Genomic DNA, 23367 nt, shown 5'->3' on the forward strand with positions numbered 1-23367 from the left:
GAGTGCCATCCTCCAACGAAAAAAAGCCCGCTTGCGCGGGCTTTTCTCAACCTTCAGGAGGCAATCTTATCAGCGACCGAAGCCGCTGCGACGCGGGGCGCCGCTCGGCGGGCCGGCGCGCTTGGGGCCGCGCGAATCGAAGCCACCTGGGCGACGATCGCCGCCGAAGCTGGGCTTGTCGCCGAAGGCAGGACGGTCATTGCGGGGAGCAAAGGCCGGCTTGTCGCCGAAGGCAGGACGATCGTTACGGGGTGCGAAACCACGGTTGTCGCCTTGGCCGCCACGGTTGTCGTAGCCGCCACGGTCATTGCCACGGTCGAACGCAGGACGGTCATTGCCAAAGGCAGGACGGTCGTTACCGAAGGCCGGGCGGGCATCTTGACGGAAGTCGCCGCCACGGGGAGCAAAGCCCTCCGGACGCGGGCCGCCTTCACGCACAAAAGGCTTGCCGCCATCGCGATGGAAGCTGGGCTTGCCGCCGAACTTGTTACCACCGCCGCCGCCAAACTTGTTACCGCCGAAGGCAGGCTTGTTGCCCCAGCCAGGACGGGGACCACGGTCTTCAAAACCACCGGCGCCAGCGGGCCGAGGCGGGAAGATACGCGGTTCTTGCGTCTTAGGCTCCAGGCCTTCGATTTGTGCCGAAGGAATGGTCTGAGTCGTGAACTGCTGAATGCGACGGATCATGGACACGTCATCACGCGTGGCCAGGGTCACGGCCAGGCCGGAGCGGCCAGCACGGCCGGTACGGCCGATGCGGTGAACATAGTCCTCAGCCTTCATCGGCAGACCGTAGTTGATCACGTGGCTGATGGTGGGCACGTCGATACCGCGGGCGGCCACGTCGGTGGCAACCAGCACGCGCACTTCGTGACGGCGCAGAGCCATCAGCACGCGGTTGCGGCGGCCTTGCGGCATGCCACCGTGCAGCGGGGCCACGGCATGACCCAGCTCTTGCAGGCGCTCGGCCAGCCAGTCAGCGTCACGCTGGGTGCTGGTGAAGACCAGGGCTTGGTCAACATCCTTGTCGGCCAGCAGATGCTCAAGCAGCTGGTCCTTGTGGTTGTTGTTGTCAGCCCAGTGCAGACGCTGGGTGATGTTCTCGTGGGTGTCGGTGTGCGAAGCCACGTCGATGCGCTGCGGGTCACGCATCAGGTCTTGAGCCAAGCGGCCCACATGGCCAGCGAAGGTGGCGCTGAACATGACGGTTTGGCGCTCGGCCGGGATGCGGTCAGCCACGAACTTGATGTCGTCGATGAAGCCCATGTCCAGCATGCGGTCAGCTTCGTCCAGCACCAGGGTCTCGACGTTGTCCAGCACGCACTTGCCGGATTGCAGGTGGTCCATCAGACGGCCAGGGGTGGCGATCAGGATGTCCAGCGGGCCGCTCAATTGGCGGATCTGCAGGGCGTAAGGCATGCCGCCCAAGACGGTGGCGATCTTCAGGCCGGGCACATGACGGCCGTAGGTCTGAGCAGCCTTGGCGACTTGCATGGCCAACTCACGGGTGGGGCACAGCACCAGCACGCGGGGGCCGTAGTTCTTGCCACGCACACGCTCTTGCTGAACGGCACGGCTGGCAATGATCTTGCTCAGGGCGGGCAGCGTGAAAGCTGCAGTCTTGCCGCTACCGGTGCGGGCGGAAACCATCAGGTCCTTGCCAGCGATGCCAGCGGGGATGGCCAGGGTTTGAACTTCAGTCGCGGTTTCGTAACCGGAATCCTTGACGGCACGCAGAATGGACTCGTGCAGGCCTAGATTTTCAAATGTCATAACTTCTTTCAACATGGCTGTGCCCTGCCTGCCAATATTGCAGACGAGCGCACATGCTTGAGTACGCCAATGATGGAGGCGCATCAAGCCAATAATGTCGCTGGGAGAAAGCTCGCGTCGTGCGCCAGGTCTTGCGAGATCGGCAAAGCAAAGCTTGGCCGATGGGTGCCTGGGGCGGCGCCGGGGGAACAGTCAAAGCGACGGCATCGCCGCCGACCGAACCCGAAGGGCGCTCAGCGCATCACCCGGTGAGGGTGCTCAGCAAAGCATTCAATATGAATGTGTTTGCTGTCACTGCGCACAAGCTTCTTAAATGAAGAACTTGGGCAGCGGCCTGAACATAGGTCAGAGGAGACGTACGAATTACCTGGAACAGAGCGGGTGTCATGACCCCCAGGCAAGACCGCAACTATAGCACACTAGGGTTTCCACGGGAGACTTTTTTACAAGCAGATGACGACAAGGCCCCCGAGCGCGCATTTCTGCACGCTCGGGGGCCTTGGGGCTTGCTGCTGCCCTTGGCCTGTTTGGCTGGCCAAGGCGGGCTTGGCGGCCATCAGACCCAATGCGGTTTACTGAGCCTCGGGCAGCATCAAAGCCAGCGCCTGCATGAAGGCGCGCAACTCCTCGCCTTGCATCAAGCGGCGGGCGATATCGCCGTCCAGGCTGCATGGGGGCAGCTCGGGCAGACGATCCAGCGCCAGCAGCATTTGCTGCTCCAGGCCCGGCTGCGCAATCAGCTGAATCATCGGCAAGCCAGCCGAGTCTTCGCGGCTGACGCTGGCCAGGCGCTGCTCCAGCAAGGCTTCGCCCCAGGGCAGTTCCAGATTGATCAAGCCCAGGCCGAGGTCCGCCGCAGCGCCCTCTCCTGCTGCATCAATATGGAGGTCCAGACCGGCCGCTGCGGCATCGCTGCACAGCAGGATTTGCAGGCTGGCGTCATCGCGCCAGCGGCGGGCTTGATGTTGGCGCTGCACCAGGCTCTGGCCATCCTGCAGATGCAGCAGCTTGAAGCCGGCCGCTTGCAAAGGCGCCACTGCCAAAGCCAAGGCATCGTCCCACTGGCAGAACACGACCAAGCGCGCCGCGGCGCGGCCCAGCAGTTCGCGCGCCACCTCGACCACCGCCGCCAGCTTGGGGCTAGCCAAATCAGCGCCATCAGCAGAGGCAACAGCAGAGGCATCAGCAACAGCGCCAGCCAGCAAAAGCGGGCTGATCGCCACGCGGCGCAGGGCTTGCAGCTGCAGGGTGATCTGCAGCAACTCGGCGTCAGACACATAGTCGCTGCGCTGCCAGCGCTGCACCGCACGGCGCAGGCCTTGCCACAGGCTGGCCTGCGCATCTTGCTGCTGCGCGCTCATGCTCACCTTGCGCAGCTGCAGCAAGGCGGGGGGCAGCGTGGCCAACAAGTCGGCGCGGCTGCGGGCGAACATCAGGCGCTCCAGCGTTTGGTCCAGCGCATCCAGGGCCACAAAGCCCTGGACGCGACCTTCTTGGTCACGCTTGGCGTGGTAGCTCAGGAAGCGAGCGTAAGGGCCGCTGCGCTGGCGATCCAGCAGCTCCACCAGGGGCAGCAAGGCCTTGGGGCGCTGATTCAAAAGCTCGCCGCTCAAGAGCAGCAAAAAGCCCTGATCCAATTGCTTGAGCTGGCTGAGCATCTGCTCGTCCAGCAGCGCCGCGTCGTCCACGATGATCAACTCAGGCGCGAAGGCCTGCAGCGGGGCCAGGTCTTGCGTCAGCGCCGCATGCGAGGCGATGCCGATTTCGGCCGCGCTTGGCGCCACGCCGGCCCGCAGCATTTGCACGCCGCGCGGGCTCAAGGTCTGAGCCTCGGCCTGCCAGCGCGGCAAGGCGGCAGCCTCAGCCAGCACCAGCACGCGCTCCACGCCCATATGGCGCATCAGCAATTCGGCCGCGGCCAAGGCTTGTGCGTGCAGGCCCAGACCCAAGTCATCGGCCACCAGGCTGCGCCCGGCGCAGACGGCAAACAAGGCCGCTTCCAATTGATAAATGGGCAGAGGCAGCTTGAGCAAGCCGTGCAGCGCGGGGCTGGCCAGGCCTTGCGGATAGGCTTGTTCCAGGCGTTCCACGCGCTGGGCGGCGTCACGGCGATGGGCCAGCAAGGGCCAAACGCCCTCTTCCACCCGCAAATCATGGCCCAGCGTGGCAGCCAGATTCAACAGCTGACTCAGCGCGCCAGGCGCCTCGGCACGCAAGCGGCCGTTTTCGTCCAGCAAAGCCTGGGCAGCCTCGGCCAGCGCATCCGAGCAGGCACGACCTTGACGCCAACGCAGCTGACGGCGTGCACCGAAGCGCAGCAAGACCTCGCTGTAATCAGCATGCCAGCCTTGGCGCAGCACTTGCGCGGCCTCGGGCTGGCTCATGAGTTCGTCCAGCACGAAGTCGATGTGTTCGCAAGCACCGCGGTTGCTGAAGGCAAAGCCTGCGCAGCTGCAGCGGCAATCGATGGCCTGGGCGCCATGCACCGTCACTTGCCAATGTGCGGCCGCATCGCTCAAGGACGTAACGCGGTAGGCGCCGAAATGGCTGCTCGCATCCTCGGCCTGCAGGCTAAAGCGTGCGGGGGCTTCGGGCGGCTGAGGTGCTGCCACCGGGGCGGGAGCCGGTGCCGCAACCGGCGCGGCAGCGAGCTGCGTCTGCTTGTCGGCCTGCTTGGCAGCGGACTTGCCCTTGGGTGCTGCGCTTGTGGCGGCCGACTTAGGCTTTGCCGGGCTGACAGCGGCCGGTGCAGCAGCTTGGGCCTTGGGCTTAGCCTTGGCTTTGGACGGGGCGCTGGGTGCTGGCGCAGGCACGGCGACCGGCGCAGCAGCCACAACAGCCGCCACCGCGGGCTTGGCAGACTGCTTAGCTGCAGGCTTCTTTTTCGTAGGCACAGCGGCAGCTTCGGGCACCGCAAGCGCGGCAGCCTTCTTCGCCGCCGTCTTCTTTGCAATCGGCTCGACGGCCTTGGTGGTCGCTCTCTCAACCGGCTTCTTCACAGCCGCTTTGACCGCAGCCTTTGCTGGCGCTTCCACCGGCGCCTTTGCCACAGCCTTCACAGCCGCTTTCACTGCCTTGACGGGCGCTGCCGCAGCGGCCTTTTTGCCTGCAGCAGTTGTCTTGATGGGGGCGACTGCCGCCACAGCCTTCTTCTTGGCCGGCGCCTTCACCGCAGGCGTCGCTAGCGACGCAGCCTTGACCTTGGCTGCGGCCTTGACGGGCGCTGCGGCCTTCACCGCCGCAGCCTTCACCGGAGCCTTAACCGCAGGCTTCGCCGCTGCCTTTGCGGCGGGCTTGGCGCTGACAGGCGCAGCCACAGGGCTCGCCGCCTTGCTCGCGCGCTTGGCGGGTGCCGCTGCAGGGCTGGACTTGACGGTCTTCTTCGCCGCGCTCACCGCCTTCGCGGTTGGCTTGGATTCAACCGCCTTCACAGCTTTGACTGCTTTGGCAGTTGGCTTGGCCTCTGCCTTGGCGGCAGTGCTTGGCTTGGCAGCGGTCTTGCTGGCCGTTGGCTTCTTGGCTGCGGTGGCGGGCGCGGCAGTGGTTTTGGCACTGCTGGCGGCGGATTTCTTGGAGGCTGTAGCCATGAGATGTCGTATTCGGTGAGGATGGGCGTGGCGGCTAGCAATCGCCGCCCAGCGCATCCGGGCTGCCCAGCAGGCTGGCTTGACACCAGCCGCGCAGGCTATTGATAAAGGCAAGGTCTTGGGCGCGGCACAGATCGCTTTTCAGCAAACGCGCTTCGCTCACGCGCCCCAGATGCAGGAGTTCTTCTCGGTAAACGCCGGGCAGCAGCCCGGCTTGCAAATGCGGGGTCAACCAGCGACCGTCCAACTTCACGGCGATATTGCCGAAAGTGCATTCGGTCAGCTCGCCGTCTTCGTTCCAAAGCAGCACGTCGAAGGCCTGAGCCGGCTTGGTGCTGGTAAAAAAATCATAGGCTTCGCGCCGCGTGGTTTTGTGTTGAAGAAATTCAGCGCCGGGGCCGCGCGTTGCGACGGCTTGCTCAGCGAGCGCGAGTATCACGCAATTCGGGGTCTGCGGGAGCGCAGTCAGCTCAACATGCACACGCCCTTGTTCGCCAAGCGTTGCTCGCACACGCCACTGGCCTTGCGGATTTTGCTGGGCCACAGCCTGCAGCGCCGCCCGCAACTCAGCCTGATTCAGGCGTAAGCCGAAGTGCTGGGCCGTGCGTTGCATGCGGGCGATATGGCCGTTCAGGCGCAGCAACTCGCCGTCTTGCAAGCGCAGGGTTTCCAGCGCCGCCACCGGCGCCTGAGCGCGCAGCAGGAAACGCGACTTGGCGCGCCATTCCGCAACTTCAGCCATCGCTTGCGAATCGAGGGTGATGGCGCTGCCCACACTGGCGCGCAGCTTAGCTCCCCCGCCCTCGCTATCGACCTGTGCCTCCACCGTGCGGATCGGCACATTGAAGGTAGCCACCCCGCCCGGCTGCAGCAGGCCCAGGGCGCCGCAGTACCAGCCGCGAGCCGCCGGCTCCAGCTCAGCAATGATTTGCATGGCGCGGATCTTGGGCGCGCCGGTCACCGAACCACAAGGGAACAGCCCGGCGAACAACTCGGACAAGCGCAGCTTAGGCCGGCTCACCGCCGTCACGGTGGAGGTCATCTGCCACACCGTTGGCAAAGCGTGCAGCTCGAACAATCGCGGCACCCGCACGCTGCCCAGCTGCGCGACCCGGCTGATGTCATTGCGCAGCAGGTCAACGATCATCAAATTCTCGGCGCGCTCCTTCTGGCTGGTGTGCAGATGAGCTTGTGCCGCCTCGTCCTCCACCACATCGCGGCCGCGCGCCGCCGTGCCCTTCATGGGCTGTGCCGCCAGCAGCCAAGAACTGGCCGCACCCGGCACCGGCCGCCAGTCGAAAAACAATTCCGGCGACACGCTGGCCACGCCGGCATCACGCAGAAAAATCGAGAAGCCGCCCGGCTGAGCGCGGTGCAGGGCCAGAAAGTAGGCCGCCAAGTCCACGCCCTCGGCCAGCGCGGAATACAGCGGCGTGGTCAGATTGACCTGATAGCAGTGCCCGGCACGAATCCACTCGCGGATGCGCTCGATCTGCGCGCATTCGTCTAGCTCGCTCTGGCTGTCTTGCCAATCCTCGCAGCGGCGTGCGGCGGCCTTTGCGCCGGCGACCGCGCTCGCAGCGCCGTCCTCGAGCCAGGGCTCGGGCGCAGTCTCGAAAACTGCAAACTCGGCCAGGGGCAAGGCCGTGTCACGCACGCACAGCGCCGCATCAAAAGCCGCGGCCGCTTCGTAGCGCAGGCCACCCAAGACCCAGGCGCCAGCCCGACTGGCCGCATGCGCCTCGTCCAGCACCGCGTTCAACTCGGCAGGCGCATGGGCGCGCAGCCAACGGACTGGCGGCGCATAGAAGGCGCCCCGCACGCGCTCGCCGTCCTCCCGAGCCAGCGGATGGCGAGGGAAGTCAAAGGCAGCGTGCAGGGTCTGCGACGCCGAAGCGACGGCAGGAGCTTCGGGAGTCAGGTCAGACGACATGGCTGGCCTCAGTGCCCGGCTCAGAGGCTGAGGAAATGCTCGCGGTAATAGGCCAACTCGTCGATGGACTCGGTGATGTCGGCCAGCGCGGTATGGGCCTGCGCCTTCTTGAAGCCGGCCAGCAGCTCGGGCTTCCAGCGCTTGGCCAATTCCTTCAGGGTCGAGACATCCAGATTACGGTAATGGAAGAAGGATTCCAGCGCGGGCATGGTCTTGGCCAGGAAGCGGCGGTCTTGGCAGATGCTATTGCCGCACATGGGCGACTTGCCGGCCGGCACATATTGCTTGAGGAAGGCAATGGTCTGGGTCACGGCCTCGTCCTCGGTCACGGTGGAGGCTTTAACGCGGTCAATCAGGCCGCTGCGGCCATGGGTGCCCTTGTTCCAGGCGTCCATCTTGTCCAGGGTTGCATCGCTTTGGTGGATGGCGAACACGGGGCCTTCCACGCGCTGAGTCAAATTCGCATCGGTCACCACCACGGCGATCTCGATGATGCGGTCGGTCTCGGGGTTGAGCCCGGTCATTTCCAGATCGATCCAGATCAGGTTTTGTTCATTCAGGGCCAGCGCGGGCGCGGCGCTGTCGTTGACGGTATCGGTCGTGATGCTCATGGGGGCAGGTGTTTCGCGGAGACTTTATGTGGCCGGTATTGTCGCAGCCCTACACTTCGGACCATGCTTTCAACCCTGAACCCGCAATTTCTGGCCTTGGCATTCGCCATCGCCCTGGTGCTGACCCTGCTGGCCAAGTTCTGGCTGACCGGCCGCCAAATTCGCCATGTGGCCCAGCACCGCAACGACGTGCCGGCCGCATTCGCCGCCACCGTGCCCCTGGCCGCCCATCAAAAAGCCGCTGACTACACCATTGCCCGCAGTCGCTACGGCCTGCTGAGCCTGGCCTTCAGCAGCGCCGTGCTGCTGGGCTGGACCCTGCTGGGCGGCTTGCAGGCGCTCAACACCCTGCTGACACCGCATTTCAGTGGCATGGGCTATCAGCTGATGCTGCTGCTGAGCTTTACCTTGATTGGCGCCCTGCTGGACCTGCCCTGGGAGCTTTACAACACCTTTGCGCTGGAGCAGCGCTTTGGCTTCAACCGCATGACGCTGAAGATGTATGTCGTCGATGCGCTCAAGGGCATGCTGGTCGGCGCCGTCATCGGCCTGCCGATTGCCGCCTTGATTCTGTGGCTGATGGGTGCTGCCGGCAGCCTATGGTGGTTGTGGGCCTGGGGCGCCTGGATGGGCTTCAACCTTTTGATTCTGGTGCTTTACCCGACCGTGATCGCGCCCCTGTTCAACAAATTCGAGCCCCTGCCTGACGACAATCTGAAGGCCCAGGTCGAGACCCTGATGCAGCGCTGCGGCTTCAAGGCCAAGGGCTTGTTCGTGATGGACGGGAGCCGCCGCTCAGCCCACGGCAATGCTTACTTCACCGGCTTCGGCCCGGCCAAGCGGGTGGTGTTTTTCGACACCTTGCTGGAGCGCCTGAACGGCGCCGAGGTTCAGGCCGTGCTGGCCCATGAGCTGGGCCATTTCAAGCACAAGCATGTCACCAAACGCATGGTCTTGATGTTTGCCATCAGCTTGGCCGGCTTTGCCCTGCTGGGTTGGTTGTCCGCGCAGCCCGGCTTCTATCTGGCCTTCAATGTGCAGCCGAATATGGCAGCGCCCAATGACGCCCTGGCCTTGCTGCTGTTCTTGCTGGTGGTGCCGGTGTTCGGCTTTTTCTTCACCCCGCTGGGCAGCTATTTCTCGCGCCGGGATGAGTTCCAGGCCGATGCCTATGCCTGCGCGCAGGCCAGCGGCGCCGATCTGGCCTCGGCCCTGCTGAAGCTGCACGAGGACAATGCCGGCACGCTGACGCCCGACCCGGTCTACGCCCGCTTTTACTATTCGCACCCGCCGGCCAGCGAGCGCCTGGCGGCCCTGTCACAAGCCTGATGAAGCAGCCCCGCTGATGCCTAGCACCATCGATTTACTGAGCACAAACTGCCAACACGCGCTTGCCGCACTGGCCCCTGCCGCTTGGCCCGAATGGCTGGCCTTGGTGCCGGGTTGGCAGCTGATCAGCGCAGATGAGCAGGCGCAGCCAGCCAGCATCGAAGCCCGCTTCGATTTCCAGGATTTTGATCAAACCATGGCTTTCGCCAACGCCGTGGCCGCGATTGCCAAGGCACAGGACCATCACCCCGATATGCACATCTCCTACAAGCACTGCGGCCTGCGCTTCACGACCCATTCGGCCGGGAGCCTGACGGTCAATGACTTCATCTGCGCGGCGCGGGTCAACGCCCTGCGCCACGTCGGCGGCACCAGCGCATGAGCCGCTTCAGCGCCCTGGATCTCGGCCTGGTGGTGCGTGGCCATGGCCGCCATTACATCGTTGAAGACAGCGAAGGCCTGCGCCGGGTTTGCCACCCGCGCGGCAAGAAGAGTGATTGCGTGGTGGGCGACGAAGTGCGCTGGGCGCCCAGTGGTTCGGACGAAGGCGTGATCGAAGCGGTGGAGCCGCGCCGCAATCTGCTGTTCCGCCAGGACGAGTGGAAGACCAAGAGCTTTGCGGCCAATGTTGATCAACTGCTGATCCTGGTTGCCGTTGAGCCGGTGTTCAGCGAGAGCCAGCTGTGCCGCGCCCTGGTGGCCGCGGAAGCCGCCGGCATCCACACCACGATTGCCCTGAACAAGACCGACCTGCCCGGCGCCGCCGCCGCGCGGGAACGCCTGGCGCCTTACCGGGCCATGGGCTTGAACATGATGGAGATTGCGCTGAAGGCCGAACCGGCCGAGTCCATCGCCAAGCTCACGCCTTGGCTGACCGGCAAGCGCAGCTTTGTGATGGGCCCCAGCGGCACCGGCAAGAGCACCTTGATCAATCTCTTGATCCCCGATGCCAAGGCCCAGGTGGGCGATATCTCGGTGGCACTCAACTCCGGCCGCCACACCACCACCACCACGCAGTGGTACTGGGTGGACGCCGAGCGCCAATCGGCCCTGATCGACTCACCCGGTTTCCAGGAATTCGGTGTGCGCCAGATCGAGCCCACCCAGCTGCCGCTCTTGATGCCCGATCTGCGCGCGCATGCCGACCATTGCCGCTTCTACAACTGCACCCATCAGCATGAGCCCGGCTGCGGCGTGCGCGATGCGGTGGAGGCCGGCTTGATCAGCCCGGCGCGCTACCGCATCTACGGCGAAATCCTGGCCGAGCTGACCAGCAAGCGCTGGTGATCGCCGCCGGCCGGCCCCGAGGTAGCTCTAGGCTGGAGGCCAGCTGCACTCAAGCCTGCTTGAGGCAATAGACGTAGTAAGTGCCGTCCTTCTCGATGGCGCCCTCCACCTCTTTGGCGAAGCCGGGGAACCTCTCCGCCCAATGCGCCAGCACGCGCAAATAGCTGAGCCAGGCACCATCGGCCGGGCCGATGTTCTCGCCCGGCATGACGATGGGAATGCCGGGTGGATAGGGAATCACGCCCACGGTGACGACGCGGTTGGCCAGTTGATCCAGCGGCAGCAACTCGACCTCATCGGTCATCAGTTTCTGGAAGGCCAGGCGCGGTGTGCAGTGCGGCACCGGCAGCTGTGCGTAAGCCTCGGCCTCCCAATAGCCCATGCGGCTGGCGCGCATCTCGGCCCACATGGCGTCACCCAGGTCCTTCACGCCCATGCCGGCATAACGCTCAGGCGCTGCGGCCAGCACGCGCGGCAAGGCCTTGGCCAAGGGCACATTGGCGTCGTAGTCACGCTTGAAGTCCAGCATGGTGTTGATCAAGGTGCCCCACTTGCCCTTGGTCACGCCCATCGAGAACAGGAACAGCACCATATGCGCCGTGGTGCGCGAGGGCACGATGCCATGCTGCGACATATAGGCTGTCACCAAATCGCCCGGAATGCCCTGCTCGGCGAGCGTGCCGTCCTCATTCATGCCGGGGGCGACGATGCCGAACTTGATCGGGTCGAGCAAGCACCAACCGTCCGGAATGGCATCAAAACCGTGCCAGCGTTCACCCGGGTGCAGTACCCAGCATGAGGGCTCGTGCGCCAGCAGCTCGGCCGGTGCGTCGGCAAAGGCATAACGCTTGCCCGTGGCGGGGTCCGTCACCTCGGGCGCATTCCAGGGCGTGAAGAACCATTCATCCTTGGCCGCCAGTTCACGCGCCACCTGGGCCACGGCCTGACGGCAGGCCACGGCTTCGTCGATCACGTCCTGCGTCAAGGCCTCGCCCGAGGGGCCGGCCATCATGGCCGCGGCTACCTCGTTGCTGGCGATCAAGGCGTACAGCGGCGAAGTCGATGCCTGCGCACCATAGGCCTCGTTGAAGCGGCCATGGTCGATGGCGCCCTTGCCATCACGCACATGGATGAAGGAGGTCTGCGACAACGCCGCCAGCAGCTTGTGGGTGGAATGGGTGGCATACACCGTCGGGCCATCGTCCGGATGGCTGCTGGCCGCACCCCGCATCGCATAACGCTCGCGATACATGGGGTTGAAGCGGGCGTAGCCGAACCAGGCTTCGTCGAAATGGATGCGGTCCACGCTCTGGCTCAGCAGATCCTCGACGCCTTTGGCGTCGTAACACATGCCGTCATAGGTGCAGTTGGTCAGCACGCTGTAGACCGCGCGCTGCTGTGAAGCTTTGGACGCCAAGGGGTTGGCCGCGATCTTGGCCGCAATCGCGGCGGGCTGAAGTTGATCGGGGTGGATGGGGCCGATCACACCGTAGCGATTGCGCCCGGCTTGCAGAAAGACCGGAATGCCCCCGGTCAGCGCCAGGCCTTGCTCAATCGACTTGTGACAGTTGCGGTCGCACAGCGCGATTTGCTGCTCGCCGATGCAGGCCGACATGATGGTGCGATTCGAGGCCGAGGTGCCGTTCAGCACCGAGTAGCTGCGATCACTGCCGAACACCTCCGCCGCATAGGTTTCGCTCGCACCAATCGGCCCGGTGTGCGAGAGCAGCGAACCCAGCGCACCGCGCTCAATACCCATATCGGTGCGGAACAAGGTCTCGCCATAGGCTTCGACAAAAAGCTGCCCGATGGGCGACTTGCTGAAGGCCACGCCGCCCTGGTGGCCGGGCGCGGCCCAGGAATACTCGGCATCCCGGTTGTAATTGACCAGGGCGCGGGCAAAAGGCGGCAGCAACTGCTCAAAGTAGCGCTCCACCGCTGCTTCGATGCGGCGGGCGATGAAGGGCGGGCTGTCTTCCAGCGTCCAGATGAACTCATCGGCCAGGCTGGCCACCGTCACCGTCATCGGTCCACCGGCGGACTTGCGGTCGGCCAGCAAGAACACCGGCACGGTGGCATTGCGGCGGCGCAAGCCTTGCAGCAGCTCAGCGGCCGCGGCATGGCTGGCGTCGTCATTGGCACCCAAGGACCAGTCGATCAAGACGCAGTGAATGGCCGCGTCCGAGCGCAAATTCGCCGCACCGTCGGCATAAGACAGGGCCTCGATGACCTCGACGTTGCGCTCACGCAGGGCAGCCAGGATGGCCTGAATGCGCCGGCTGGCGGTGGTGGACTGGCCGGCCAAATCGTCGTCAATGCACAGCACGCGGGAGCGAAAGGGAATTGAGCTTGCCATCTGTTGATCTCCTCAAACTGTCTAGCTGGCCGCGCAGGCATGTTGCCGCGCCGCTCAGCGCTGATGTGGGGGCCAATGATTGGCGCGGGCCAGCTTGCGCTGAACCTGGCTCGCGCCCAAGGACTTCAGGCCATCAAGGACGCACCCAGCCTTCGAAAGCAAGCTTGGTGGGCTCTTCCCAGCCGCCGAAGTAGCGCGCATATACCGCTGGGAAAGTCTTGCTGAGGTAGAGCTGGCTCAGTGCGCGGTCTACCAGCAGGCGGAAGTCGTCGTCATTGCGTGCCATCGCCAGGCCCAGCAGTTCGGTATTGAGCACCCGCTTGGCCACCAGCAACTCCTTGCCAAGCTGATTGCGCGCCACATACTGCTCCAGCAGCACCCGCTCGCCGAAATAGGCATCGGCCTGCTTGGCCTGCACCAGCGCAATGCCCTTGGCATCGTCCTGGACCTTGATGGTGCTGACCGTCACGCCCAGCAGGCGCGACTTGGCGCGCGCCCAGTCCTCGGCCAAAGTACCTTCACGCACCGCATAAGTGTGCTTGACCCGGCCCCCATTGGCAGTGGCGCGCCAGACAGGCCCGGTCACCGGCGCCTGGCCATTGACCACATCGCGCAGCTGCTTGCTCGCGTCCTGCCGAATCAGCACTGCAATGCCGCCGTTGAGCACGGGAATGGAGTAAGACACGTGCTCGCGGCGCTTCAGGGTTTCGGCCGTGGGCGTGCACAGCAGGTCCACGCCGCCGTTCGCCACTTTGTCGACCGCATCTTCCGAGGCCACAGGCACATAACGCACCGTCACAGCGCGCTGTGGCAGCTTGGCCTTGACGGCATCGGCCACCGCCTGGCACAGATCGGCGCCGTAGCCAGCCATTTGGCCATCGGCGCCACGGCTGGACATGGGCGCCACGCCGTCGATATAGCCCAGAGTCAGCTGCCCGCTCTTGGCGATGCGCTCCAGCGTTTGCGCCGATGCCTCTTGCATCGGCAGAACCAGGCCGGTCAGCAGGCCGGCCGTCAGCAGACCCCAGTGAATGCTTGGGTAAATTGCCATGATTGGATTCCTCTTTCTTGTTGAGAAGGTGGCGGCGCGGCGCGCTTTCATGATCAGCATGGGTGCGCGCGAAGGCCGCTCAGACCTTGGTCTTTTCAGGCCGTTCAGGCTTTCGCTGCACCCGCCTTGGGCAGAACTTCGATGAAGCGATTGGCGATGAAGCCGTAGATCAGGAAGCCAACAGCCATCACGATCATGCCGCCGAAGACGGCGTCCTTGCCCGAGGCGTAAAGGGCGTAGAAGCTGTACAGCATGGCCACCATCAGCACCACCACATTGCGGGTGAACACGGCGCTGCTGACTTTGGCCTTGTGCATGATGATCATCAGGGCGGACAAAGCGGTGACGTAAGGCACCAGATTGGTCACCGCCGCCAGGTTCACCAGCTTGCCGAACTGCGCCGCCGCATCCGGCGACATGGTGGACACCGCCATCAAGGTCTGGATCACGCAAGCCACCACCATACCCACGATGGGCGCTTCCGCCGCCGTGATGCGGGCAAAGAAGGCGGGGAACATGCGCTGCTCCGCCGCGGCTTTGGAGACTTGGCTCAGCGTGAACTGCCAGCCCAGCAGCGAGCCCACGCAGGCCGCCACCGCCAGGAACAGAATCACATTGCCGACCATGGGCGTGAACATGGCGGCATAGACCAGGGCAAAGGGCGCGGTGGACTGAGCCAGTTCAGCATTCGGAACAATGCCCTGAATCACCGTGGTCGACAGGATGTAGACCACCGCCGCGCCGCCGGTGCCGAACAAGCAGGCCAGTGGCACATTGCGCTTGGGGTTCTCCACCGCATCAGAGTTGGCTGCGGCCGACTCCATGCCCAGAAAGGCCCACAAGGTCAGCGGGATGCTCGAGGCAATCGCCTCGCTCAGCGGCGTGCCATGCGGGTTCCAGGCCTCGGCAAAGACCGAAGATTTGAACCAGAACCAGCCGATCACCGAGAGGCCGGCCACCGGGATGATCACACCCCACACGGTGATGGCGCCGATCTTGCCCGTTACCTTGGGGCCGCCAAAATTGGCCACGGTGGTCAGCCACAGCAAACTCACCACGCCGACGAAGAGCGGCGTCGAGCCGGTGCCCAGCCAAGGGATGAAGGGCGTGATGTAGCCCACCGCCGAGATGGCAATGGCCACATTGCCGATGGCAAGCGACAGGTAGTACAAGAAGGAGGCCATGAAGAAGCCCGACTTGCCATGCGCTTCCTCCGCATAAGCCGACATGCCGCCCGAGCGGGCGCAGAACAAACCGCATTGGGCAAAGCTGTAGGCAATTGCCATCGAACCCACGGCGGTGATGACCCAGGACAGCAGCGACACCGCGCCGAGTTGGGCCATATTGGCGGGCAACATGATGATGCCCGAGCCCATCATATTGACCGCGACGATGGTGGTCAGCCCCATCAGGGACATTTTCTTGCTGGAATCAGCCATTGCGGGCTCCTTGATTTTGGGTCTTGCAAGCCAGGCTTGCAGCTGCATGAGAGGTCAAAGATCGCTTCGCCGCACGCTTCACAGCGCGCGGCCCCAAGCGGCCCGGATTCACTTCAGGCATTGCACAAAGTAGCGCCCGTCCTTGACCTCGACACCGTGGGTGTCACGGCCAAAACCAGGGAAGCGTTCACCCCAGTTTTGCAGGCCACGCAGATAGCCGATGAAGGGGCCATCCGCCGCGCCGGCCGACTCACCCGGCATCAACATCGGAATGCCCGGTGGGTAAGGCACGATGGCATTGGCCAGCACGCGGCCGGCCAGATCGTCCACCGCCACCTCCTCGATCTCGTTGTGCACCAGCTTGGAATAAGCATCGGCCGGCGTCATCACCGGCTCAGGCAGGGATGAGAAGGCCAAGGCCTGCAGGCGCAGGATGTTGCTGCTCTTCATCTGCTCAAACATGGCGTTGGCCAAGTCCTTCAGGCCAACACCGTTGTAAGCCTCGGGCACCGCCTCGCCGTGGCCGTAAAGCACCTCGGCCACCGGCGTGTTGGCGTCGTAGGCTTCCTTGAAGCGCAGCAAGGCATTGACCAAGGTGCCAAACTTGCCGCGCGTCACGCCCAGAGAGAACAGCACGAGGATGGTGAAGTCGGTGGTCTTCTCGACCTGAATGCCGCGCTGGCTCAAGAAGGCCGTCACTAGCATGGCGGGGATGCCGCTGGCCTCGAAGGAGCCGTCCTCGGCGATGCCCGGCGCCACGATGGACACCTTGATCGGGTCCAGCATGCAATAGCCCGCCTCGATGTCCGCAAAGCCGTGCCAACTCTGGCCAGGCTGCAGCACCCAGCAGCTAGGCTCGGTGCTCAGCAACTCGGTGGGCGCGTCCTCGAAAGCCATGGTCTTGCCGCTGGACGGGTCGGTGACGACATCGGCATTCCAGGTGCTGAAGAACCAGTCGCCGCGGATCTGGGCATCGCGACGCATGCGCCAAACGGCCTTGCGGAAGATCACCGCTTCTTGAATCGAGTCATGCGTCAGCGTCACCCCGCCCACGCCGGTCATCATGGCTGCCGACACTTCGTTGGACGCGATGATCGCGTACAGCGGCGAGGTCGAGGCATGCATCATGTAAGACTCGTTGAAACGCGCATGCGGCACCGGGTTGCGGCCGTCACGCACATTAATCAGCGAGGACTGCGAGATGGCAGCCAGCAACTTATGGGTCGAGGTGGTGGTAAAGATGGTGGGCTTGTCGCGCGGATAGTCCTTGGCTTCGCCATACATGCCGAAGCGGTCACGGTAGAGCGGGTTGAAGCGGGCGTAGCCATACCAGGCTTCGTCAAAGTGGATGCGGTCCACGCTCTTGTCCAGCAACTCCACCACCCGCGGCACCAAATAGATCAGGCCGTCATAGGTCGAGTTGGTGACGATGGCGTGCACCGCCTTCTTGGCCTTGTCCTTGGCCAGAGGGTTGGCATCGATGGCCGCCTTCACGCTAGCTTCGCTGAGCGTCTTGGCATGGATGGGGCCGATGATGCCCAGATGATTGCGCGAAGGCACCAGATAGGTGGGCACCACGCCGGTCATGGTCAGCGCCTGCTCGGTGGACTTGTGGGCATTGCGGTCGCACAAGGCGTAGTCACCGCGCGTGACCGAGGCCATCATGATGACCCGGTTGGACATGGATGAGCCGTTGGTGACGCTGTAAGCGCGGTCGCCGCCAAAGATCTTGGCGCAGTACTTTTCGCTCTCGCCAATGGGGCCGCTGTGATCGAGCAGCGAGCCCAGCTCGCCCACCGAGATCGACAAGTCCGAGCGCAGCAGGTTCTCACCGAAATAGTCATGGAAAGCCGCACCGACCGGCGACTTCAAAAACGCCGTGCCACCCGCGTGGCCCGGGGTGTGCCAGGAGTATTCGTACTTGCTGGCGAAGTCGATCAAAGCGCGAGTGAACGGTGGCGCAATCGCGTCGCGGTAACGCTTGATGGCGGCAAACACGCGGCCGGCGATGAAGGCCGTGGTGTCTTCCAGGAACCAAATCAGCTCGTCCACCTGACGCATCACTTCAGCGGATAGCTGGGCGCCGCCACTGCCCGCCATCATCATCACCGGCACATTGGTATTGCGCGCACGGATCAGGTTCAGGGTTTGGGTCGCACCCGCATGGCTATCGTCTTCGGAACCCATGGACCAGCTGAGCAAGACGCATTGAATGCCGGGGTCCGAATGGATCAAGGCCTGGGCATCTTCGACCGTGCTGGCCTCCAGCACCGTGATGTCACGCTCGGCCAGGGCCGCGCCCAGGGCGCGTACCGCCCGGCCAACGGCCGATTGCGCATTGAACTCTGCGCTGACCAGCAGCGCCTTCATTTCAACAATCCGCACTCCATGACTCATCAAATACTCCCGGTTAGCCAAGGCCCCCTTGGACCCTGAATGCAGGCTTGTGGCCTGCCTTAAAAATGGCTGCTAGGTTAGGCCTTGGGGCAATGAGCCACAACACCTAACTTGGCAGCCAAACAAGCATGATTTGAGTCCACGCAAACCCAAGGCGATTTGCGTCTGCGCAAAGTGGGCGGGCCGCTGGACCGGAGAGCGAACATGGCCGTTGGTCGAGGAGGCCGATCAAGATTGAGTCGCTCGGCATGCGTGCATGCGGGACGCGTCACCGCTGCAAAACATGTGCAGGTCTCCGGCAGCGAGACCTGACCCTCGGCGGGATCAAGTACTTGCGTTGCAGCGCCTGTATAGAAGCACACCCGGCATGATTACGATCGCCTGCAGCACCGGCCCTACATCGACTGAGCCGTTCTGCTGCCAAGTTGCCCAAAGAAAAAAGGCGGCACACCGATCATCCCGATCGATGTGCCGCCAGGGCTCTAGCCAGCTCGCGCTGGCGAACTCAGTTCAGTTCAATTCAGTTCAGACGTGATCCCGGCGTGGGCACTTCGCGAGCCTCAACATCAACCACCTCGCCCACCGGCTCGCGCCGCGCAGACATCGGGCCGCGCCCGGCACGGAATTGCCCGGCGCGCTTCAGGCCCGAGACATCAATGACCGGCTTGCGCCCGCGCAGCAGGCTCCAGATCACCACCCCCAAGAGCGTGAACAAGGCCAGCGCGAAAAAGGCGAGTACCAGCACCGCGGTGGCCACACCCAGGACCAATCGCGTCAACAAACTCAGCACTGAAGAAATCATCTCGCTCTACCCCTTTCGCCCTCTTGCAGGCCCCAAAACTCCTCAATTGAGGGCTGCACCGCCAATTTCAACCCCGGCCCACCAGGGGCATATGGCTGGCCATCACGGTCATCTGCTGCACATTCGCACTCAGCGGCAGGCTGGCCATGTACAGCACGGCGCTGACGGCGTGAGCCACATCCATGGTCGGCTCGACGGCAATCTGGCCATTGGCCTGGCGCACGCCGCGCGTCATCGGCAGGGCCATCTCGGTCAAGGCATTGCCGATGTCGATCTGACCACAAGCGATGTCGAAGGCGCGGCCATCCAGCGCCAGCGACTTGGTCAGGCCGGTGATGGCATGTTTGCTGGCCGTGTAGGGCGCCGAGTTGGGCCGCGGCGCCTGAGCCGAGACCGAGCCGTTATTGATGATGCGGCCGCCACGCGGCAGCTGCGCCTTCATCAGCGTGAAGGCGGCCTGGGCGCACAGAAAACTGCCACTCAAATTGACATCGATCACCGCCTGCCATTGGTCGAAGCTGAGCTCGTCAATCGGCACCGCCGGCGCCGACAGGCCGGCATTGTTAAAGAGCAGATCGAGGCGGCCGAACTGCGCCCGGACCTGCTCAAACACCGCCGCCACGGCTGCCGGCTGGCTGATGTCCGCCGCCAGCACCAGGGCCTGATCCAGCTGGGCGCCCAAGGCCGCCGTTTCGCGCAAAGCCGCCTCGCGGCGCCCGACCAGGGCCACGCGGTAGCCCGCCTGCATCAGCGCCAAAGCCACGGCCCGGCCAATGCCCGAACCGGCGCCTGTCACCAAGGCAAATTTGCTCACTGTGCTCATCGCACCCGCCCTTCCCTCTTGAGTTTCTTAGTTCTGCAACAAGCCCCGGCCCTTGAGCATGGGCGCCACTTGCGGATCGCGGCCGCGGAAAGCCCGGAAGGCCTCGCCGGGCTCGCGGCTGTTGCCGCTGGAGTAAATCGTTTCCAGCAAGCGCTGCGCCACGACGGGGTCGAAGATACTCCCTGCCTCTACAAAGGCCTGATAGGCGTCCATCTCCAGCACCTCGGCCCACATATAGACGTAGTAACCGGCGGCGTAAGAGCTGCCCGAGAACAGGTGTTGGAAATGCGTCAGCCGGTGATTCAGGCCCACCGCTGCGGGCAGACCGTAGGCGGCCAAGGTTTGCGCCTCGAAAGCCACGACCTCGGGGCCCAGCGCGTCGGTGAGCGAATGCGCTGCCAGGTCGACCAAGGCGCTGGCGGTGTAACGTACCGTTTCATAGCCCTGGTTGAACAGCGCCGCCGCCTTGAGCTTGGCCAGCAATTCTTCAGGGATCGGCGCACCGGTCTTGTAGTGCCGCGCATGCTTTTTCAGCACCTCGGGCTCAGCCATCCAATGCTCGAACATCTGCGAGGGCAGCTCGACAAAATCACGCAAGACCTGGGTGCCGGAAAGCCGCTCGAACTCGACGTCAGACAGCAAGCCATGCAGACCGTGGCCGAACTCATGGAACAAGGTGCGGGCATCGTCAAAGCTCAGCAGCGTGGGCTCGCCCGCCGCGCCCTTGGCGAAGTTGTTATTGTTCAGAATGATGGGCAGGCAATCCAGGCCGTTGCGGGCTCGCCAGCGCAAAGCATTCATCCACGCGCCGCTGCGCTTGATGCTGCGTGCGAAGTTGTCTTGCACGAAGAGGCCGCGCGCTTGACCATCAGCGCCGCGCACCTCGTAGACCTTCACATCGGGGTGATAGGCTTTGATGCCCGGCTGGTCCACAAAGCTCAGGCCAAACAAACGGCCGGCACAGTCAAACAAGGCCTGCACCATCGCATCCAGCGGGAAGTAAGGCTTGACCTCGGCCTCGTCCAAGTCGTACTTGGCCTTGCGCACCTTCTCGGCGTAGAAGCGCCAATCCCAGGCTTGCAAGGGCAAGGCATGACCCAGGCTTTGCATCATCGCTTCCAAGGCTTCTTGCTCCAGCGCGCAGGCGGCCTTGGCGGGCTCCCACACCTGGTCCAGCAAGCCCAGCACCGCTTGGCGGCTGCCGGCCATGGTGTCGGCCAGGGCGTAGTCAGCGTAGCAAGCATGGCCATGCAGGCGCGCTTGCTCATTACGCAGGGTCAGGATTTCTTGCGCGATGGTGCGGTTATCGCTGGCGCCGGCATGCTCGCCGCGACTCACCCAGGCTTCCCAGGCTTGCTGGCGCAAATCGCGCCGCTCGCTGAAGGTCAGGAAGGGCACGATCAGGGAGCGCGACAAAGTAATCACATGCGCGCCACCCACGCCGCCCTTGCCCGCAATCCCACGTTCGGCGGCCGCCTGCGCCGCAGCCTGGCGCACAAAGTCCGGCAGGCCGGCCAGATCGGCCTCGCCGTCCAGCACCAGTTGGTAGCCGGTTTCATCCGCCAAGACGTTCTGGCCGAACTGCGTATTGAGCTCGGCCAGGCGTCCCATCACCTCGGCATAACGGCGCTGTTCAGCAGCACCCAGCTGGGCGCCGGCGCGCACGAAGTCCAGGTGCACACGCTCCAGCAAACGCAGCTCCTGGGCGGACAGGCCCAGGCTCTGGCGCTCGCGATAAATAGTAGCGACGCGCGCAAACAGGCCGGCGTGCATATAGGTCCAGCTGCTGTGCGCGGCCAGTGGGGCGGCCAGGGCGCGCTGGGCGGCCTGCAGCTCTGGCGAGGTGGCCGAAGCCGCCAAGGTGCCGAACAAATGCTCCAGCCGGGTCAGCAAACGGCCGCTGCGGTCAAAGCTCGCCAAGGTATTGGCAAAGCTGGGCGCTTCGGTCTGCGCCGCGATGGCGTCAATTTCGGCCCGGTGCTGGGCCAGTGCGATCTCAAACGCCGGAGCGAAATGCTGGGCTTGGATTTGCGCAAAGTCCGGCAAGCCCAGCGGGGCGGCCCAGTCTTGCAGCAAGGGATTGGAGGCGGGGTTGGGGCTCATGGCGTGATGGCGGGATGACGTGAAAAATGGACTGCCCAAAAAGCAAAAAGGCGCCAGCTGCAAAGCCTGGCGCCCATTCGGCTCATTGGACCGGAAAGAAGCTCACTCGCTTACTTCGGCGCCGTAGCGGCGGCAGCAGCGCGTTCCTTCTTGATGGCGGCTTCGTCGGCCTCGTCGTAGGCCTTGTTGCCGCACTCGGCCTTCCAGTTGTCGATCTTGTCGAGGTGGGCTTCGGTGCGCTCTTCCAGGGCCTTGAAGCTGGCGTTGAAGGGGTCCACCTTGTCGGAGAACGTCTTGCGGCGGGCTTCCAGCGCCTTGCCCTTCTCAATCACGGGGGCGGCGGCGGCGTCAAACTTAGCGGCGCGGGCTTCATATTCCTTGCGCTTGGCTTCGAGCTCGTCCTTCGTCATCTTGGGCGCGGCAGCCTTGATCTCGTCGTTCATCTTCAAGATGCCTTCGCGCTCGGCCTTGAACTCGGCGACTTCGGCCATGTAGGCCTTGTCAGCCTCGTTCAATTCTTCTTTTTCCTTCTTCAGCGCCACGCTCTGGTCCTTGTAGACCTGCTGGGCTTCCTTGATGGACAGGGCTTCTTGGGTATTGGCCTCATACAAAGCCATGCAAGCGCGCAACTCGTCGCGGCTCATGACTTTTTGCTTGGGCTTTTCCACCACCGGCTTGCCGACCTTGTTGTTCTTCGGGTCAACCTTGGCGTTCGGGTTGGTCGTGACATTGGATTGCGCCACGGCCTGGAACGATGCGGGCAAAGCCAGGGCCAGGGCGAGAGAGAGGGCGAGAAGTTTCATGGTGGAGACTCGGCTGAATGCACCCTGTGGATGGGGGTGCGGACAAAAAATCAGGCGCCCATCATGCCACGCAGGGCGAATGGGCTGTGCGAGAGGCGTGCAACAAAGCGTGACACCGGGGTGCGGCCATCGCCGCATCCGCCGTCACGCCGCGGCTTACTGCAAGCCCTTGCGGAGCAACTCGGCCACCAGGGCATTGATGCCGCCCTCATGGCTGGCGGCCTTGTCGCGCAGGGTCTGGGTCAGCTCGGCCGGCAGCTTGCAGGCGAAGGGCACCAGGCCGGCGGCGCTGTCGAGGCGGCGCTGCTCCTTGCGGTCCGGCAACTGGGCCGCGCCCTGGCCAAAGCGGCCGGGAACAGGCGCACCTCGCATCTGGGTATCAAGTTTCAGGCCGGCGAGGCGGTCGAGGTCGGTTTTCTTCATGCTCATGGCCTGGATTGTCCCTCATCGCCTGGGTTGATAATTCGCCACCCCGCCGACCACCACCAGAGAAACGCGCCCACATGGCAATCAAGGCCACCATCCACAAAGCCCAAGTCCAAATCGCCGACATGGACCGCAATGTCTACGGCGAACACAATCTGACCATCGCCCGCCAGCCCTCGGAAACCGACGAGCGCATGATGATCCGCATCCTGGCCTTCGCCCTGAATGTGCAGGCCGATGATCTGAATGGCCAGCTGGAGCTGAGCAAGGGCCTGGCCGACGCCGATGAGCCCGAGCTGTGGCAGCGCGACCTGACCGGTGACATCAAGCATTGGATCGACCTCGGCCAACCCGATGACCGCCGCCTGCTCAAAGCCCATGGCCGCTCGGGCCATGTCAGCGTCTACGGCTTTGCCTACAGCACACCGATCTGGTGGGCCAATATCGAATCCAAGCTGACGCGGCTGAACCGCCTGTCGGTCTGGCAGATTCCGCATGAGCAGTCGCAAGCCCTGGCCAAGCTGGCGCAACGCACCATGCAGCTGCAAGTGACGGTGCAGGATGGCGGCATTTATGTCTCCACGGCCGCCGACTCGATTGAAATCAACCCCATCGCGCTCAAGCGCCCGCAGGAATGATGAAACCCA

At 63.9% G+C, this 23367-nt stretch carries 17 protein-coding genes; 4 read left to right on the forward strand and 13 right to left on the reverse strand.

Annotation, left to right across the window (positions count from 1 at the left end; all coding sequences use genetic code 11):
- Positions 1-69: 69 nt before the first annotated feature.
- The 4 genes from AT984_RS10925 to orn all read right to left on the reverse strand — a co-directional run bounded on the left by AT984_RS10925 (position 70) and on the right by orn (position 7904).
- Positions 70-1773 (reverse strand): DEAD/DEAH box helicase, encoded by a 1704-nt coding sequence (locus AT984_RS10925; RefSeq protein WP_058720119.1) that lies wholly within the window; start codon positions 1771-1773, stop codon positions 70-72.
- A 572-nt stretch (positions 1774-2345) separates the two neighbouring features.
- Positions 2346-5360 (reverse strand): SNF2-related protein, encoded by a 3015-nt coding sequence (locus tag AT984_RS23240; protein WP_197418304.1) that lies wholly within the window; start codon positions 5358-5360, stop codon positions 2346-2348.
- 34 nt (positions 5361-5394) lie between these two features.
- A complete protein-coding gene (locus tag AT984_RS10940) occupies positions 5395-7293 on the reverse strand; it encodes a chorismate-binding protein (RefSeq protein WP_082679955.1) in 1899 nt (632 codons plus the stop codon).
- A gap of 20 nt (positions 7294-7313) precedes the next feature.
- On the reverse strand, positions 7314-7904 hold the full coding sequence (gene orn, locus AT984_RS10945) for an oligoribonuclease (protein ID WP_058720122.1): 591 nt from the start codon (positions 7902-7904) through the stop codon (positions 7314-7316).
- A gap of 63 nt (positions 7905-7967) precedes the next feature.
- Between orn and AT984_RS10950 the strand changes: the two genes are divergently transcribed.
- The 3 genes from AT984_RS10950 to rsgA are packed head-to-tail and all read left to right on the forward strand — an operon-like array spanning position 7968 to position 10520.
- Positions 7968-9233 carry a M48 family metallopeptidase gene (locus tag AT984_RS10950; RefSeq protein ID WP_058720123.1) on the forward strand — a complete coding sequence of 422 codons (1266 nt, stop codon included), beginning with the start codon at positions 7968-7970 and terminating at the stop codon, positions 9231-9233.
- A 16-nt stretch (positions 9234-9249) separates the two neighbouring features.
- A complete protein-coding gene (locus AT984_RS10955; protein WP_058720124.1) occupies positions 9250-9615 on the forward strand; it encodes a 4a-hydroxytetrahydrobiopterin dehydratase in 366 nt (121 codons plus the stop codon).
- The gene (gene rsgA, locus AT984_RS10960) at positions 9612-10520 is read left to right on the forward strand and encodes a ribosome small subunit-dependent GTPase A (RefSeq protein WP_058720125.1); all 909 of its coding nucleotides are present in this window, start codon (positions 9612-9614) and stop codon (positions 10518-10520) included. The genes AT984_RS10955 and rsgA overlap by 4 nt, the downstream gene beginning before the upstream one ends.
- Positions 10521-10569: 49 nt before the next feature.
- Here the strand turns inward: rsgA and AT984_RS10965 are convergent, their stop codons facing one another.
- The 9 genes from AT984_RS10965 to AT984_RS11005 all read right to left on the reverse strand — a co-directional run bounded on the left by AT984_RS10965 (position 10570) and on the right by AT984_RS11005 (position 22723).
- Complete coding sequence (locus tag AT984_RS10965) at positions 10570-12876, reverse strand: Orn/Lys/Arg decarboxylase N-terminal domain-containing protein (RefSeq protein ID WP_058720126.1); 2307 nt, start codon at positions 12874-12876, stop codon at positions 10570-10572.
- Positions 12877-13009: 133 nt separating this feature from the next.
- Positions 13010-13927, reverse strand: coding sequence for an amino acid ABC transporter substrate-binding protein (locus AT984_RS10970; protein ID WP_058720127.1), 918 nt, complete (start codon positions 13925-13927; stop codon positions 13010-13012).
- A 104-nt stretch (positions 13928-14031) separates the two neighbouring features.
- Entirely contained in the window at positions 14032-15366 is a 1335-nt protein-coding gene (potE, locus tag AT984_RS10975) for a putrescine-ornithine antiporter (RefSeq protein WP_058722249.1), read from the reverse strand.
- A 108-nt stretch (positions 15367-15474) separates the two neighbouring features.
- Positions 15475-17763 carry an Orn/Lys/Arg decarboxylase N-terminal domain-containing protein gene (locus AT984_RS10980; RefSeq protein ID WP_058720128.1) on the reverse strand — a complete coding sequence of 763 codons (2289 nt, stop codon included), beginning with the start codon at positions 17761-17763 and terminating at the stop codon, positions 15475-15477.
- Between the two features lie 520 nt (positions 17764-18283).
- Complete coding sequence (locus AT984_RS10985) at positions 18284-18565, reverse strand: hypothetical protein (RefSeq protein ID WP_058720129.1); 282 nt, start codon at positions 18563-18565, stop codon at positions 18284-18286.
- A 67-nt stretch (positions 18566-18632) separates the two neighbouring features.
- Positions 18633-19388, reverse strand: a complete 756-nt coding sequence (locus AT984_RS10990; protein WP_058720130.1) for an SDR family oxidoreductase — start codon at positions 19386-19388, stop codon at positions 18633-18635.
- A gap of 27 nt (positions 19389-19415) precedes the next feature.
- Positions 19416-21491 (reverse strand): M3 family metallopeptidase, encoded by a 2076-nt coding sequence (locus AT984_RS10995; RefSeq protein WP_058720131.1) that lies wholly within the window; start codon positions 21489-21491, stop codon positions 19416-19418.
- A 110-nt stretch (positions 21492-21601) separates the two neighbouring features.
- Entirely contained in the window at positions 21602-22294 is a 693-nt protein-coding gene (locus tag AT984_RS11000; protein WP_058720132.1) for a hypothetical protein, read from the reverse strand.
- 156 nt (positions 22295-22450) lie between these two features.
- On the reverse strand, positions 22451-22723 hold the full coding sequence (locus AT984_RS11005; protein WP_058720133.1) for a hypothetical protein: 273 nt from the start codon (positions 22721-22723) through the stop codon (positions 22451-22453).
- A 74-nt stretch (positions 22724-22797) separates the two neighbouring features.
- Here AT984_RS11005 and AT984_RS11010 point away from each other — a divergent pair, with 74 nt between their 5' ends.
- A complete protein-coding gene (locus AT984_RS11010) occupies positions 22798-23358 on the forward strand; it encodes a YaeQ family protein (protein WP_058720134.1) in 561 nt (186 codons plus the stop codon).
- Positions 23359-23367 lie beyond the last annotated feature (9 nt).

It is taken from the genome of Paucibacter sp. KCTC 42545, from assembly GCF_001477625.1.
Classification (GTDB): Bacteria; Pseudomonadota; Gammaproteobacteria; order Burkholderiales; family Burkholderiaceae_C; genus Paucibacter_A.